16 protein-coding genes and 1 riboswitch are annotated in these 15,604 nt (G+C 55.1%); of the genes, 5 read left to right on the plus strand and 11 right to left on the minus strand.

Annotated elements, in window-relative coordinates; genetic code table 11:
- Window positions 1–590 precede the first annotated feature (590 nt).
- The 10 genes from FDY93_RS12020 to FDY93_RS12065 form a co-directional block, all read right to left on the minus strand.
- Window positions 591–968 carry a nuclear transport factor 2 family protein gene (locus tag FDY93_RS12020; RefSeq protein WP_138236007.1) on the minus strand — a complete coding sequence of 126 codons (378 nt, stop codon included), beginning with the start codon at window positions 966–968 and terminating at the stop codon, window positions 591–593.
- Between the two features lie 123 nt (window positions 969–1,091).
- The gene (locus FDY93_RS12025; protein WP_138236008.1) at window positions 1,092–1,460 is read right to left on the minus strand and encodes a hypothetical protein; all 369 of its coding nucleotides are present in this window, start codon (window positions 1,458–1,460) and stop codon (window positions 1,092–1,094) included.
- Window positions 1,461–2,057: 597 nt separating this feature from the next.
- A complete protein-coding gene (locus FDY93_RS12030; RefSeq protein WP_138236009.1) occupies window positions 2,058–2,567 on the minus strand; it encodes a DUF2199 domain-containing protein in 510 nt (169 codons plus the stop codon).
- A 150-nt stretch (window positions 2,568–2,717) separates the two neighbouring features.
- Window positions 2,718–3,023, minus strand: coding sequence for a hypothetical protein (locus FDY93_RS12035; RefSeq protein WP_138236010.1), 306 nt, complete (start codon window positions 3,021–3,023; stop codon window positions 2,718–2,720).
- Between the two features lie 1,100 nt (window positions 3,024–4,123).
- The gene (locus FDY93_RS12040) at window positions 4,124–4,669 is read right to left on the minus strand and encodes a hypothetical protein (RefSeq protein ID WP_138236011.1); all 546 of its coding nucleotides are present in this window, start codon (window positions 4,667–4,669) and stop codon (window positions 4,124–4,126) included.
- 182 nt (window positions 4,670–4,851) lie between these two features.
- Entirely contained in the window at window positions 4,852–5,199 is a 348-nt protein-coding gene (locus FDY93_RS12045) for a hypothetical protein (RefSeq protein WP_138236012.1), read from the minus strand.
- Window positions 5,200–5,482: 283 nt separating this feature from the next.
- Window positions 5,483–6,460, minus strand: coding sequence for a hypothetical protein (locus tag FDY93_RS12050; RefSeq protein WP_138236013.1), 978 nt, complete (start codon window positions 6,458–6,460; stop codon window positions 5,483–5,485).
- A gap of 64 nt (window positions 6,461–6,524) precedes the next feature.
- Complete coding sequence (locus FDY93_RS12055) at window positions 6,525–6,719, minus strand: GNAT family N-acetyltransferase (protein WP_220446183.1); 195 nt, start codon at window positions 6,717–6,719, stop codon at window positions 6,525–6,527.
- Window positions 6,720–6,760: 41 nt separating this feature from the next.
- The gene (locus FDY93_RS12060) at window positions 6,761–7,768 is read right to left on the minus strand and encodes an LLM class flavin-dependent oxidoreductase (protein ID WP_138236014.1); all 1,008 of its coding nucleotides are present in this window, start codon (window positions 7,766–7,768) and stop codon (window positions 6,761–6,763) included.
- 182 nt (window positions 7,769–7,950) lie between these two features.
- Entirely contained in the window at window positions 7,951–8,589 is a 639-nt protein-coding gene (locus FDY93_RS12065) for an RpiB/LacA/LacB family sugar-phosphate isomerase (RefSeq protein WP_138236015.1), read from the minus strand.
- 167 nt (window positions 8,590–8,756) lie between these two features.
- Window positions 8,757–8,873, plus strand: a riboswitch (TPP riboswitch).
- Window positions 8,874–8,938: 65 nt separating this feature from the next.
- Here FDY93_RS12065 and FDY93_RS12070 point away from each other — a divergent pair.
- From FDY93_RS12070 to FDY93_RS12085, 4 genes are read left to right on the plus strand one after another with little or no spacing between them, the layout of a single operon-like run.
- The gene (locus FDY93_RS12070) at window positions 8,939–11,080 is read left to right on the plus strand and encodes a TonB-dependent receptor (RefSeq protein ID WP_138236016.1); all 2,142 of its coding nucleotides are present in this window, start codon (window positions 8,939–8,941) and stop codon (window positions 11,078–11,080) included.
- Window positions 11,081–11,094: 14 nt separating this feature from the next.
- On the plus strand, window positions 11,095–11,355 hold the full coding sequence (locus tag FDY93_RS12075) for a YkoF family thiamine/hydroxymethylpyrimidine-binding protein (protein WP_138236017.1): 261 nt from the start codon (window positions 11,095–11,097) through the stop codon (window positions 11,353–11,355).
- 4 nt (window positions 11,356–11,359) lie between these two features.
- Window positions 11,360–12,028, plus strand: a complete 669-nt coding sequence (gene pnuC / locus FDY93_RS12080; protein WP_138236018.1) for a nicotinamide riboside transporter PnuC — start codon at window positions 11,360–11,362, stop codon at window positions 12,026–12,028.
- The gene (locus FDY93_RS12085) at window positions 12,012–12,878 is read left to right on the plus strand and encodes a choline/ethanolamine kinase family protein (protein ID WP_171018974.1); all 867 of its coding nucleotides are present in this window, start codon (window positions 12,012–12,014) and stop codon (window positions 12,876–12,878) included. The genes pnuC and FDY93_RS12085 overlap by 17 nt, the downstream gene beginning before the upstream one ends.
- A 30-nt stretch (window positions 12,879–12,908) precedes the next feature.
- Here FDY93_RS12085 and FDY93_RS12090 read toward each other — a convergent pair whose 3' ends face one another.
- Window positions 12,909–14,015 (minus strand): acyltransferase family protein, encoded by a 1,107-nt coding sequence (locus FDY93_RS12090; protein WP_138236020.1) that lies wholly within the window; start codon window positions 14,013–14,015, stop codon window positions 12,909–12,911.
- A gap of 193 nt (window positions 14,016–14,208) precedes the next feature.
- Here FDY93_RS12090 and FDY93_RS12095 point away from each other — a divergent pair, with 193 nt between their 5' ends.
- The gene (locus tag FDY93_RS12095) at window positions 14,209–15,411 is read left to right on the plus strand and encodes a helix-turn-helix domain-containing protein (protein WP_171018975.1); all 1,203 of its coding nucleotides are present in this window, start codon (window positions 14,209–14,211) and stop codon (window positions 15,409–15,411) included.
- Window positions 15,412–15,604 lie beyond the last annotated feature (193 nt).

The raw sequence follows: 15,604 nt of genomic DNA on the forward strand, positions 1-15,604 counted from the left end.
GATGGCAGAACATCGGGTTACATCGTTCTGAGAAATAACCTCCTGTGATTTATCAGAGTGTGTAACAGAAATTTATACGACTTCACGTCGCAAATAACGCCGCGCTCAGCCGCAGCTTACTTTGGGCGCTTTGTTGCGCGAAAATAGGAGCGTAGCGACTGCGCAACAAAGTGCTCAAAGTAAGATGTCGGCTGCAGCGCCTGGTTATGGCTGACGCGCTCCGAAGTACCTACGGGCACCGAATGCGCCGAGGCTCCTTAAAAACGAGGAAAGAACTTCAAGCTTCCCCCAACCAATTATTTTCTTATTCGCACTCCGCATTGCTGCAGCGGAGTTGTCGCGATTCCTACGGACTCAAACGAAAGCACTAGGAACGAAACTGCGTGATTTTATCATGGTAAATAGCCAAATACTGCGGACCAGAACAGTGCTTTCAATTACACGCTGGCACACGCCATAAATTTTACGGCCCGGCACCATAACGCCCAGCGCAGGCGCAGCCAGCGCGGAGCGCATTTTGTGTTAATGTTTGAGCGACAGCGAGTAACACAAAATGTGCGTAGCGTTGGCTGTCGCTCTGCCGCTGTTTGTTAAGGTTTGGACTCGAGAAGGCCCACCATGGTGCCTTGATGGTAAACCAGTTTCCACGTATCTACTTCTTTGCGCCAAATTGAAGATCTCTGAGAATGCGCCACTTCTCCGGCTTCACCCCGAACAATTTTCACTCTATACATAAGTTGCGCAACATCATCCGATAGTTGGCGGAACTCCCAGAGATCAGGGATTGCAACCCAATCCGTTTGGCTAGAAATTGACTGTATAACTTCTTTCAAGCCGAAGCATGTTCCACTCGCCCCCACTTCTCTAAAATCCGCCGAAAGAAACTGCCGTACTTTTTTGGCGGACCTGCGGACTTCAGGATCAAGTAACGCCTTTTCCATCTTTATAATTTCTTCTCGGATGTTCACGCTACTGAAACCTTAACGCCCGCAACAGGGGCGACCAATGCTATGCATATTTTGTGCTAAAAAGGGAGCGCAGCGACCAGCACAAAATATGCATAGCGTTGGGCGTCCCTCTGCTTGCGATTGTTATGGTTTTCCCCAGCAGCCTGGGTATTTAGGCAGCACAAAGTTTTTCAATGAACGGCGACCCGGGATCTCTTTTTCTATATTTACTAGCTCGCCATTCTCGTCGATTTTTGCACAAACATAAAGAACGCCAAGTTCATTTGTAGCTTTATATGAAAAAATGGCGCTTACAAACATATGGCCTTTTTTATCGAATACTGGCTGTAATGGCTTTGAAGTAAGCTCAATATCAACGAACTCTGAATACTTGCGATGGATATGTTGTAGCGCTCTTTCTCTTACTTTAGCCTCATCGAAAGAGTAAAGAGTTCCCGCAAACACAGAGCACGAAAAGGCATTTAGAAAAATTAGTATGTATAAATTTTTCACTGTACTCTGACTCCTCAACCATAACGCCGCCAGCAGGGGCAGCTTACCTTGTGCGCGTTTTGCGCAAAAATGGGAGCGAAGCGACCCGCGCAAAATGTGCACAAGGTAAGCTGTCCCGCGGAGGGCCGAAGGCCCGTAGCAAACTGCCTGGCTTTGTTAAGCATGCGATGGTCGAATATATAGCTGCATAATCTTTTTCTGCAGAGTAAGTACGATAAAGACAGCCACAAGTGGCCACCATGAATCAGTGAAGAAACTAAAACCAATAAACATGAATACCAGCGAAAGTACTATGCCAGCGGCCGCCCGTTCTCCTTGAACCCTGTAATCCACTTGGCACCTTGGGCAAACCGTGTAGACCAATTTTACCGCTTTATTCCAGGTACTTTCTTCTGGCACAGGAATTTCAGTCCTAGATTCTTCTAGAGAAATACACTGCTTGCAACTTGGGCAATTTAGTTTTGTCTTGAACATGCTTAACGCCCGGCTCACCAGCGCCCAAGCCGGAGAGTTTTTTGTGGTAAAGTGTAGCGTAGCGAAACCCACAAAAAGCGCGTAGGTTTGGGCGTCTGCGTGGAGCCGTTTGTTACATGCTTACTACTTTCCATGCATGGTCGTTTCGTATATTTCAATTAACCTTTCTTTGGATATGCCTCTATTTTGCTCTACAGCTAAAAGATGTTCTGTTGGCTCTAACTCAATAAAGGGGCGTATACCATTATCACGAAGGTGGACGCGGGTTTTAAGGTTTAGACACTGCTCAGGATATACAATGTAATCACTGCAAAGCCAACCGAAGAACGGACCAACGTGAGAGCGCTTTTCTTTGCCAAAATACTCGACGTACTTTAAGAAACTCTCTTCACTTAAGGAGACCCACGCCCCCCAGACAAAAGGTTCTTCATATCCCTGAACGGGTATTTCTATACAGCCGCGAATATAAAAATCTTTTTCATCGATTACACAGTCGTCACTACCTAAATCAACTCTTTCTTCTCGTTCGCTTTCTGGTATCTGTAAAACCGTGATGGGGTAATCTGCCCCAAACGAAGGGATACCTTCATGGATTTCTCCACAGCAATTACATTTAAACTTGAAATCGCTCATTGCGCTCCTTGCATGTAACGCCCGCAGCAAGGGCGGCTTACCTTATGCACATTTTGCGCGAAAATGGGAGCAAAGCGACCCGCGCAAAATGTGCATAAGGTAAGCCGTCCCGCGGAGGCCCACAGGGCCGGAGCAAATTGCCTGCGATTGTTAGAGGTGTGCCGGATCATAAGCGCCCGTTAAATACACCTCGTAATCAACATTCTCTATTATTGCTTCATCATTAAACTGATAGACACTATGTTTTGCTTTGTCAAGCATATTTAAATCGGGTGGGATCATTTCAAATTGCTCATCCGATCCACCTTCCACCTCAACTAAAAACCCACCTTCATGTACTGAATGTATTACACCCCAATAACCTGAATATTGATCGTCTTGACCAGGAGAAACAAGTTTGAGTGATACGATTACTCTTTTTCCTATCTCTCTCGAAGCTATATCTATGGAGTACATTTTTACCTCTAACGCCCGCAGCAGGGGCGACCAATGCTGTGCACATATTGTGCTAAAAAGGGAGCGCAGCGACCAGCACAAGATGTGCACAGCGTTGGGCGTCCCGTGGAGGCGCGGAGCGCCGGAACAAACTGCCTGCGTTTGTTAAAGCGACTCCTCGCGCGAGAGTTTCAGTAAGCTATTTATCGCTATTGGAATTCCGATAAATCCACTCAAAACGGCCAACAAAAGATACTGCAGATACGCTACTGGCTCTTCACCTAGATACATAAGATCAAAATTTTTCACAAATTCCGCTAGGGATATCACACACATTAGGCTTAGAAAAATACCAATAGTAGGCGGCAATAGTTTTTTATAATTTTGTATCATTTTCATCCACATCTTCGAATTCTATAATCAGGTCGCATACAAATTGTTCATCCACTAAGTATGAAGCCCAAACTCCAGTGAAGATCATTACAAAATAGAAACCAAATAAAGTCTTCTTACTAGCCATATGCTTTAACGCCGCCGGCAGGGGCAGCTTACCTTGTGCGCGTTTTGCGCAAAAATGGGAGCGAAGCGACCGCGTAAAACGTGCATAAGGTAAGCTGTCCCGCGGAGGGCCGAAGGCCCGGAGCCTGGCTGCCCGGCTTTGTTAAGTGATTCAGACTCCATGGTACTTTAGAACCTCAAAGAGCTTTATCTGCTTACATTCATAGGCATTCTTTGGGTTGTATTTTTCACAGTAATTTGACTCATAACCAGATACCCGTACTGCGTTCACCAGCTTGCTACATACTACTGATGCATCCCCTTTTGAAAAATACGTTTGCCCACTCCCGTATTCACCTGTACTAAAGACAACGCCCAATTCTCCTCTAGCCAATGGTCCGCATTCGTATACTTTCAACTGTACGATTTCATTTGCCGAGCAAGAGATAGTCATTAAAAAGAGGTTGAGTGCAACGCAGATTCTCTTCACTTGCATACTCACTTAACGCCGAGCTCTGGGGCAGACTACTTTATGCGGTTTTTATGCAAAAATGTGAGCGAAGCGAGCTGCATAAAAAGTGCATAAAGTAGGCTGTCCCTCAGCAGCGAATTGTTAGATTTTTTTAGTTTGCCGTGGCTTCAGCCATGATAAACCCCGGCTCAACACCCCTGATAACTTGGAACTGAAGTTTTGTATTAAGTTTTCTACGACCTCTCCACAGCCAACTAGGAAACTCGTATTTAACTTTAAGTTCGATTTCAAGTGTGGTCTGACCGCTTAAAATTTCAGCCATGGTTACAGGGCCACCGACTTCGGTGTATTGCCCTATCAACTCCGTTGTTTCTCCCGGCATAAGCAGGCTACTAAATTTTTCAACAGATCCCAGTATTGGTAATTGAGTTGACTGTGAATTTGACTTTAGTTTTGCAACGTTTTTCTCGATTGTAAAAAAGCCAGGGATAGGGCCAACATTTTTTAGGATAACTTTCCATCTCATAGCTCTTGGAGGATTTTCTATGTACTCGAAAGGCACAGCAGATATACCAATGTATGGCCGATGAGAAACGCTATAACTTCGCATAGCGATAATCAGGCTAAAAAAGCTGACTACGAACGCCAAAGATGCAATTACAACGCCGGCAATTTTTATTATTTGTTCAAAATCCATGCTATTTGCTTACCACTTAATGGCGACTCCAGAAATCTAACGCCCGCAGCAGGGGCGGCCAATGCTATGCACATTTTGTGCGAAACTAGGAGCGCAGCGACCGCACAAAATGTGCATAGCGTTGGACGTCCCGCGGAGGCCCGAAGGGCCGGAGCAAACTGCCTGCGATTGTTAGTTGCTTCTTACTTGAACTGTGCTTCATAGGCCGCAACATGATGGGGAAACAGCTGATTGTAAACTTCCCCCTCAATCCCGAGAGCATTGACTTGAGCTGAAAACTCTCCCATTTCTTTTGAGTAATCTTCTATTCCTACCCCGCCTATTGGGTTGAGATTTAGCCCAGATTCTGAGACTACGTTCAATTCCAGATCTGAAATTTTCTCAAAATCATGTTTGCAGAAGTACTCTTGATACTTGAAGTAGTTTTCATTGGGGATTAGCGCGCCAAAAGCCACACCCATTGGAGGATCTCCATTCTCCAACAGTGTTTCTCCAATTACTTCATTTCTTGCGTAGATCTTAAATTTCATGGGCAACTAACATTTTATTCAAAGGCGTGGTCATATATAGACACTCGCGCAGATACACACATAAGTGTCCACATATACACACGGGTGGCTACATATATGCACACGAGCGGCTATATATGCACACCGATGTCCATATATAGCCACAGAACTTTGCCGCGGTCACGCAAATATTTACGCCTTCCATTACACGCAATTACAAACACAGAAAATTCACTGAACACGTAACCATCAGCCGCTCCGTCTTACGACCCGGCCAGCTGTATCCACCACTTGCCGGGGCGCCTCAACCGCTTTCCTCTCGAAATCGCTCCACTCCACCTTCTGTCACCAGCGCTGTGGCAAGCACGCCATTGGGTGTATCGGGGTCAATGGTGCCGGCGAAGGTCGCCTCCCGCTGGATAGCGAATACGTTGCGGGCTTCTCCGGCCTCATTGGAGTCGCGGTGGTAGTTCAGGATGGCGTCACAGTAGTAGGCGTTGCAGGTGTCCGAGCGCAGTTTGCGCGGGAGGCTGCAGCCGGTTGCGGTCTGGTTGATGCACGAGCCTTCGATCGTTTCGGCTGTGACGCTGGAGGTATACCAGGCAACGATGTCGTCGCCGCTCAGTTTCGGGTTGCTGTCCAGGATTCTGCGCAGGATCAGCGGTGACAGGTAGGCGTGATCACCACCGGACGAGCAGCAGGCGCCGCGGCACATGGTGCACAACCGGTCGCTCACGGACTGTAATGCGGAGGAGCGTTGAAAGCAGTTGTTATTGCGATGGGAGTCCGCCGCGTAGTGGAGGTTCTGATCTTCGACAATCTCGGCGGCGGAGACGAAATTCTCCGCTGCCGCCACGATTTTCTGCAGGTGTGCGCGATAGTTCTCCATTCTCTGCGGAGTCACCGGTGCGATACGCTTGCGCCCTGAGGGAATGACTGTCCGATGGATGTCTTGCTCGGCGAGCCCGGGGCGTGTTTTCAGCAGTGCATTGAGCAGTTGCTGATTTTCCTGTTCTTCGGCTTCCACGCGCGCGCGGATTTTTTCTTCCCGCTCCAGCTGCGCGGCTTTCCGTTCGCGATACTGCGCGCTTACGGATTCCAGCTGAGCACGAAACAGGTTTACCGGCAGGTTGCGGCGCTGCTCGATAAAGCGGGAGCAATCAAACGATTGACAATGAGGGAACTCGGACGCCGCCTGCTGCCGTTGCCACAAGGCGGAAATGGGTTCACTGCAAATACAACAGCGCAGCTTCGCGCTGTGCGGCGCTTGGGGATGTGACATCCGTAAATCTCCCTTTTACGGCCTCTCTGCATATACGGGGCGCTTGTATCGGTATCGCTATGTTCTAGTCAGCGAGCCATTTGTACGTCACCAGCGCATCCACATAACCCAGAGATGGATGGTTGAATGCGCGCGGCAGTCGCCCGACGATATCGAATCCTTGTCGCTGCCACAACCGCACCGCGCCGGCGTTGGAGGAGGCCACAACATTGAACTGCATGGCCCGGTAGCTCAGCGCCTTGGCCAGCTGCGGCGACATCTGCGGCCTCGGCTTCGCGAATATGCCGTTCTTCCCGTATATCATTCACGACACGCTTTCACGCGCGTATTTAGCACCTCGGCGGTGATATCAAAGGATTTGAGACGCGCGGCGTGATCGTAAATGGGGCCGGTGACAATCAGTTCATCGACCCGTGTACGCGCGAGGAAGTGGTCGATCCAGCCGGCGACGGAATCCCGGTTCCCCACGGCGGATTCCGCCAATGCCTGCGCCACCTGCATTCGCTCGGAGGCAGAGGCAATGGAAGCAGGATCGTCCACCGGCGGTTTGAGGCGGCCGGGCGTGCCGCGGCGCAGGGCGACGAACTGCTGCTCGATAGAGGTCATCAGCTTGCGCCCCTCCTCATCGGAATCCGCCGCGAATACGTTGATCGCCGCCGCGGCATACGGCGCGTCGAGAAACTGCGAGGGCTGGAACTTGCTGCGGTACAGGTGCAGCGCCTGGTCCAGCATGGCCGGCGCGAAGTGTGAGGCAAAGGCAAATGGCAACCCCAGCGCCGCGGCCAGTTGTGCGGAGTACAGGCTGGAACCCAGCAACCACACCGGTACCTGTAAACCGACCCCGGGTACGGCGCGCACCCGCTGCCCCGGTTTCTCCGGCGCGAAATAGTGCAGCAGTTCCTGAACGTCTTCGGCGAAGTGATCCGCCGCGTGCAGTGGATCGCGGCGCAGTGCGGTCATGGTGGCGCCGTCAGTGCCCGGTGCGCGCCCAAGGCCCAGGTCTACACGGTCCGGGTACAGCGCGGCCAGGGTACCGAACTGTTCCGCCACCACCAGCGGCGCATGATTGGGCAGCATCACGCCGCCAGCGGCGATGCGGATCTTTTGTGTACCGGCGGCGATATGCCCCAGCGCCACCGCCGTCGCGGCGCTGGCCACACCGGTCATGTTGTGGTGCTCCGCCATCCAGAATCGCTTGTAGCCAAGCTTTTCCGCATGCTGCGCGACGTCCAGTGATTGCATCAGCGCCTGGCGCGCATCGCCAACATCGGTGATTAACGAGAGATCCAGCAGGGAAAATGCGCGCACGGTGACTCCTTGACGAATTTCAGGCGGTAAAACTGTGCCAATCCTAGCGCAGAGGGAATGGAATACCTAAGGATGGGCGTTTGTCGAGAAGGCCGCGGAAACGGTAATGACAGAGACGGGCGCTGGAGGAAAGCAGAATCGCTCCGGGGAGCCCCGGAGCGATTGGCGCGGTCAGGGGCGGATCAGGAATCCAGTGCCGCGCGCACGAAATCGGTCAGCGCCTGGTCCTGACTGTTCTCGAAGAAACAGGCCTGGAAGCGCTCGCCACCCACGGCGGTTTTCACCAGTTCCGGGTCGATGGCTTGGAGGCCATCCAGGTAAGACTTGGAGGTCGCTTCCTTGATGTGGTTCAGGATACCGGCATTGGCCACTTGGGACTCCTTGCGCTCCGGCGGGTACCCCTGGCCTTTCACCCCGGTGAAGGCTTTTTCAAACATGTAGCGGATGTTCAGTTCCGCACCCCAGCCGAAACCCTTGGCGAAGGGGATGGACAGCGCGTTGCCGTTATTGATCTGGGCGAACAGGTAGGCGTCGGCGGGGTCGATGCAATAGCCGCAGTTCACACCCGGGTAGGCGTTCAAAGACATCAGAGCGCCCTGGCCGGTGCCGCAGCCGCTCACCACAAAATCCACCGCCTTTGCGTTAAGCAGCAGGCTGCCCATGATGCCCAGGTGGATGTAGGTGAGACGGTGGTCGTTGTCGTCACTCATGCCGGTGTTGTACACGGTGTGGCCCAATGCGCCGGCCACGTCCTGCAGCTCTTTCAGCACCACAGCGTTCTTGGACGCCTGGCTGAATTCGTTCATCAGTGCGATCTTCATGAAAATATCCCCCGTTGGCCCGGCAAGGGCTGACTCTTTGTCGCGGTTAGAAATCGGTCCGGGGATTATAGGTGTTTGGCCAATTAATTAAAGTGGTCAGGCAAAAGCGATTTCTTTCTCACGTCGCGCCGTTTCCGGCCCAGCGCCTATCTGCTACCATCGCGGCCGCAAAACCTAAGGGGTGGCGAAAGCCTGAGATGCCGCCGGGTCCAACCGATCCGGCGCCGCAAACCCTTGAACCTGATCCGGTTAATACCGGCGTAGGAATAGGTCCCCAGTGCGGCTCCCGCACTCCCCTCTCTTCACGTCGCGCACCGGGTCTCTTTCATTCTGACGACGAGAGAGAGCCATGAATTCCAGTACCCGTGTTAATTCCTCTACCAAGCCCCTCGCCTGCGCTATCGGCCTTGCGGCCGCGCTTGCCAGCTCGCTGGCCGCCGCGGAGACCGGACTGGAGGAAGTGGTCGTTACCAGTCAGCTGCGCGAAACCACCCAGCTCGACACCCCCACCAGCGTGAGCGTGCTTGGCGCCGATGCCATCGAGGCCCGCGGAGCCACCAATCTCGAGCAGCTGCTGAATCTGGCACCCAACGTGAATTTCTCCAGTGGCGCCTCCCGCGGGCGCTTTGTGCAGATCCGCGGTATCGGCGAGCGCAGCCAGTTTATCGATCCGGTGAACCCCTCCGTCGGATTGCTTGTGGACGGCATCGACTTTACCGGCCTCGGACTCGCCGCCAGCACCCTGGATATGCAGCAGGTGGAAATCCTGCGCGGCCCGCAGGGCACCCTTTACGGTGCCAACGCGCTGGCGGGACTGATCAACATGACCAGCAATGCGCCCAGCACGGAGAATTTTGCCAAGGTTTCCGCGGAAGCGGCCCAGTACGGTTCCCGCACCCTGTCCGCCGTTACCAGCGGCCCGCTGTCGGAGCAGCTGGCCTACCGTTTCGCGGTGCAGAACCAGCAGTCCGACGGCTATGTGCACAACCGCTTTCTCGGCCGCAAAGACACCAACAATATTGATGAGACCGCGGCGCGCGGCAAGCTGAGCTACCGGGCGAACGACGAACTGCAGCTGGACTTCACCCTGTTCTACCTGAATGCGGACAACGGCTACGACGCCTTCACCCTCGACAACTCCCGCAACACCCTGTCTGACCAGCCCGGCTGGGACCGCCAGGAAACCCTTGCCGGCGCGGTAAGCGGCCTGTGGAGCGGCAGCGACCTGTTCACCGTCAAGTCGGTGCTGAGCGCCGCCAGCTCCGATACCGAGTACGGCTACGACGAAGACTGGGTCCACGTGGGCTTCCACCCGGACGAATACGTCTCCACCGACAACTACCTGCGCGACCGCGACAACCTGAGCGCCGATGTGCGACTGGTCTCCACCGACGCGAGCCGCCTGTTCGGCGGCAGCACCGGCTGGGTGGCGGGGATCTACCTGCGCACCGAGGAAGAGGCACTTGAGCGCAACGCGAGCTTTTCCAGCCACTTCGATACCGACAATGCCGCGCTCTACGGCCAGCTCGATACCGCACTCACCGAGCGCCTGGCGCTGATCACCGGCCTGCGTCTGGAACAGCGTCGCGCGGATTACCGTGATTCATTGCTGGTCGCCGATCGCACCGATGAAAACCTGTGGGGCGGCAACATCACGCTTCAATTTGCGCTGGATGAAAATGCGCTGATTTACGGCACCGTATCCCGCGGCTACAAGGCCGGTGGCGTGAACGGCCGCATCATCTCCGCCTCCGCCAGCAACCCGGCAATCGGCAGCGACACCTTCCTGTTCGATACCGAACACATGCTGAATTACGAGCTGGGGATTAAAGGCGACTGGCTGGAGAACCGCCTGCAGGCACAGCTCGCCGCGTTCTATCAGGACCGCAGCGATGTGCAGGCGAAGCAATCCATTTTTGATTCGGAAGATTTCTCTTTCGACGACTACCTGGCGAACGCCGCCGGTGGCCGCACTACCGGGTTGGAAGCAGAAGTGAACTTCCAGGCCAGCGATGACCTGCGCCTGTTTGCTACCCTTGGCTGGCTGAACGCGGAATTCGAGGACTTCATCAGCAGCGTCCATGTAGACGCGCGCGACGATTACACCGGCGAAGTCACCCCCATCAGTCTGAACGGCCGCGACCTGGCCCACGCCCCCAACTACCAGTACTTCACCGGTGCCGAGTACGCGCTGACCAGCAACCTGACTGCGCGACTGGAACTGGAGGGCAAGGACGATTTCTACTTCTCCAACAGTCACAACGAGAAGTCCACCGCCTACGAGCTGGTCAATGCGCGTCTCACCTACCGCGGCGACAGCTGGGATGTGTCCCTGTGGGGCCGCAACCTGACCGACGAAGTCGTCTACACCCGCGGTTTCTACTTCAGCAACCAGTTCGGCAACAACCCGGCCAACGGCTACGCGCCGGAGGGTTACTACCAGCTGGGTGAGCCGAGAGTGGCCGGCATTTCCGGCAGTTACACCTTCTGAACAGGAATACGTCTATGAAGCTCTCCGTGGAAATCAGCATGTACCCGTTGAAGGACGAGTACATTCCGGCGATCAAGGATTTTATCGAGCGCCTGAACCAGCAGCCTCAATTGCGTGTCATCACCAACACCATGAGCACCCAGGTGTTCGGTGACTACGACCAGCTGATGGATATTCTAAAAACGGAAATGCACAGCTCCTGGGAGCGGTTCGGGCGCGCGATTTTCGTGTGCAAGTTTATCGATGGCGATCTGAGCCCAGTGGAAAATCCCTGATCCCATGTTCAGCCCTGAAATCCGCGAAGCCCTCGTATCTGCCTATTCGTCCATGGCCGCCATGTCCCTGTGGGAAGTGGCGGCGGTGGCGCTGGCGCTCGCCTACCTGCTGCTCGCCATGCGGGAGAATATCCTGTGCTGGTACGCGGCCTTCGCCAGCACCGCGATCTACCTGTTCCTGTTCTGGGACGTGAGCCTGGTGATGGAGTCTGCACTGCAGATTTTTTACCTGCTGATTGCGGTGTACGGCTGGTGGCAGTGGCGCAAAGGCAAAACGGACAGCGAGAAAATGCACATTCACCGCTGGTCCGTAACGACACACCTATACACCTTTGCCGCCGTCGGCCTGCTCACGCTGGTGTTCGGCTATGTACTGGACAACTACACCAGCGCGGCGCTGCCCTATCTCGACTCGTTCACCACCTGGGGTGCGGTGGTGACCACCTACATGGTGACGCGCAAGGTGTTGGAAAACTGGCTCTACTGGATCGTCATCGACGGCGCCGCGATCTATCTGTACATCGACCGCGAGCTGTACCTCACCGCATTGCTGTTCGTGCTCTATGTGATCCTGGTGATCATCGGGTTTTTCCAGTGGTACGCGCTGTACCGGCAGCAAAACCTCACCGCGGATCCGCGCTCGATGGCAAATGCCCATGCGCACGCCGGCTGAGGTCATCCCATCCGACTGGGCGCACTGGAGCCACAGCGCGCCCACCGTGGTCAAACCCCTGAGCGGTGGATTGACCAATCGCAGCTATCTGATCCACGCTGATGGCGAGCTATTGGTATTGCGCCGGAACTCGCCGGCCAGCAGCCAGCTGGATTTGAACCGCATGGCGGAGGCCCAGGCCCTGCGCCTGGCCGACCGCGCAGGGCTCTGCGCCCCTGTCGTTTATTGCGATCCACAACAGCGTTACCTGGTGACCCGGTTTATACAGGGTACGCCGATAGATGCGAACCAATCACCGGATCGGGAGAAACTCGCGGCTCTGGTGCGAGAAATCCACCGGCAACCGACCATCGCGGCCGCACTGGAAATCGAAGAAAAAATTTCCCGTTATCGCCGCGCCATAGCCTCACATGCGACCTTCGCAGGTGCCTTAGACACCCTGCACCGCAAGATCGAGCCACACATGGCGGCGGCGGCGCACTTATCCGACGGAATGGTGCTCTGCCACAACGATCTACAGGAAAACAACCTGATCGCCGGTCTCGACGGGCGCCTGTATGCCATCGACTGGGAGTACGCTGCCAGCGGCGATGCCTATTTCGACCTGGCTGTCATTACTGAAGATTTTGACTGGGACACCTCGGCACGGGAAAACTTTCTCGCGAACTACCTGCAACGTATCCCCGGCGAACGCGAACTGCAGCGGCTCCAGCACTGGCAGCACATCTATCGCTACCTCGCGCTGCTTTGGTACGCGGTGCAAGACTGCCACCGCGACCTGACCGGCGCACCGGATCGAAGCGACAGTATCCACCGCGAAGCCGAGACACTGTTACGGCGGTTGTATTGAAAGGCCAGTCGACGGGCGCACCAGACATATTCAGCCGGCGGTTCTTGCCGCCGCGCGCCGCGCCGCCGCGGGCTGCAGCCGCCCATTGAACAGCAGGGAAGCCACGCGAAACCTCTCCACCACTGCGAAGTGAAACAGCATGCCGGTGGCACAGGCGATAATGCCCGACAGGATCATCCTCGCATCCATGGGCAGCCCCGCGCGCTGCAGAATAAACAGCAGGAAGGCGACAAGAATGAAGTGCACAACGTATACCGTATACGCCGACTGCGCCATGATTCTTACGATATAGAAGTCCTTGTCCAGGTAGCGCGCCGAGAGCGAAAACAGCGCGAAGGAGATGACCATTGCCAGAACGTACTCGTAGGTCATGGCCAGATACTTCAGCCCTCTCCCGACGTTTTCCAGATGGCCGCTGCCCAGTTCAAACCCCAGAGCAGCGCCGATACAGGCCAGCGTCAACCCGACCCACAATGCGGGGTGATTGTTGAACGCCCGATAGAGGTCTTTCCACAGGTACATAAACACCCCCAGCAGGAAGTACGGAAAATGCTGGACGGTAATCAGTACAAAAAGCCCCACAAGATGTATCCAGGGAATATCCCACATGTACTTCGGGAGCAGGAACTGGTGCAGAAAAACACATCCGGCAACCACGCCCACAAACAGCAGCAGTCTCGCCACCCCCAGAGGCATATACGCCGTTAACCCGCGTACGCAGTCTCTTGAATAGCGCAGGATATAGCCAAGTGGAAGCGTGAAGACGAGAAGGGAAAGCAGGAACCAGGCGTGCTGCATCCAGAACATCTTGAAGGATTTCCCGGTGCCCGCCTCGGTGTAATAGGCAAGCATCCACTCCGTAGTGAACGGCGCCAGCAGCAGGACACAGACCAAAGCGGGCACCGCGAGCATGGTCATGCGCCCTTTGAGGAAGGAGAGATCCCCCCGGCGCTCAAGTACCATGGCGGAAAAATAGCCAGAGATGATAAAGAAACAGGCCATCCGGAAGGCGCCGGAAATCCCTCGGACAAAATCGTATTCCCCGGTCCCGGCATCCGCGTGCGCAGAACGGTAAAAAACCCCAATAAACAGCATGACCGCCCGGAGAAAATCCAGGTGGTAAAGTCGACGTTCCATGTCTCCCCCCGTTTCTGTTCAATCGACAGAACGATTCGCGATAAAATGCGCCAATTCCGGCGCGTCGAACAGTTTATACACAACGCACGCCTGAAACAGTGGTGACCGGGCATTTTTTATACCGACGCTAAAAAATTGGCACCGATATTCACGCAACCTGGAAAGTCTGCGCTACCAGAGACTGATGGTCCCTATGCTCGTTTCTCACACCGTAACCCTCCACCTCATCAGCCTCGTGATCCTGTTCGGTATCGCCACCGGCTCTACTCTGGCGCTGCTTCTGTGCATGGCCCCCTGGGGCAACCGCCGGGCCAACCGCTGCCTGGGCATGCTGCTGACTATCTGCAACCTGGTGGCGCTGGCGTATATCGCGCACATCGAGGTGGAGAGGCTGCCGGCGGCGTTCCATGCGGTGTTTGCGTTGCAGCTGCTGTTCGGCCCGTTTCTCTATTTCTATTGCCGGTTGCTGACGGAGCCGGGGTTCCACTGGCGTGCCCGCCATCTGTGGCATATGTTGCCGGCGCTGGCGTCGGCATTGCTGTGGCTGTGGCAATTGCCGGTGGCAGGCGGCGACCTGCTGAGCGCCCCCTGTATCGGTGATGCGACCTGCACGGCCAGTGATATGACCCGCGCGCGCTTTGTGCACCGGGCGGCGGCCATGGTTTCCCCCATCGTATATTCCCTCTGGGTGCTGCGCCTGCTGCGTCCCTACCAGCGCCGGATCAAGGAGAGCTATTCCAATATCGAGTCGGTGAACCTGCGCTGGCTGCGGGTACTGAGCTATGTGTTTCTCGCTACCACCGCGGTGGCGATTCTGGTGGAAATCGCCAATTGGCTAGCGCTGGGCCGCAATTTGACACCGGGCCTGCTACAGGCACTGGTGCCGCTGATGTTGAGCGTGCTGTTGGGTTGGTTTGGCCTGCAACAGCGCAGTATCCGGCTGTCGGTGGCGAGTCCGGGCGACGAACCGACACCGGATGAAACCGAGACGCAGGTGGCCGCAAATTCGTCGCCGACGAGCCGGAAGCCCGCCGTGCGCAATCTCAGCGAGAGCACCGCAGAGGCCCTGTGGCAACGACTGCAGCTCACCATGGAGCAGCAAAAGCCGTATCTTGAGCCGGGTCTGAAAATTGCCCAGCTGGCACGGCAACTGGACGTCCCCCCGCACCACCTGTCGGAAACCATCAACGGCATTGCCGGCCAATCGTTTTACGACTTTATCAATCAGTACCGGGTGGAAGAGGCCGCGCGGCTTCTTACCGCCCCCTCGAATGCGCATCTGTCGGTGACGGATATCGGCCTGCAGGCCGGATTCAACTCCAACTCGACGTTTTTCTCCCAGTTCAAGAGGCGCCTTGGCGTGTCTCCCAGCCGCTACCGCAGCCGCGAAGCCTGACCGCCAAGCAATTGATTTAAAAGGGAAAATAATTCCGGATTTGCAAGTTCGGACTTTCCTCGGCAGGGTCCCGGCAACAAAGTTGTCCGAATTCGCGAGACCGGACGCCACGCCCGCACGGAACCGATATAACCCTGATGAGCCCCGGCCGATGCCAGAGTTGGGGCGCAACAAAATAAGAACCCAGTCAGGA

This window comes from Microbulbifer harenosus (assembly GCF_005771435.1).
Classification (GTDB): domain Bacteria; phylum Pseudomonadota; class Gammaproteobacteria; order Pseudomonadales; family Cellvibrionaceae; genus Microbulbifer; species Microbulbifer harenosus.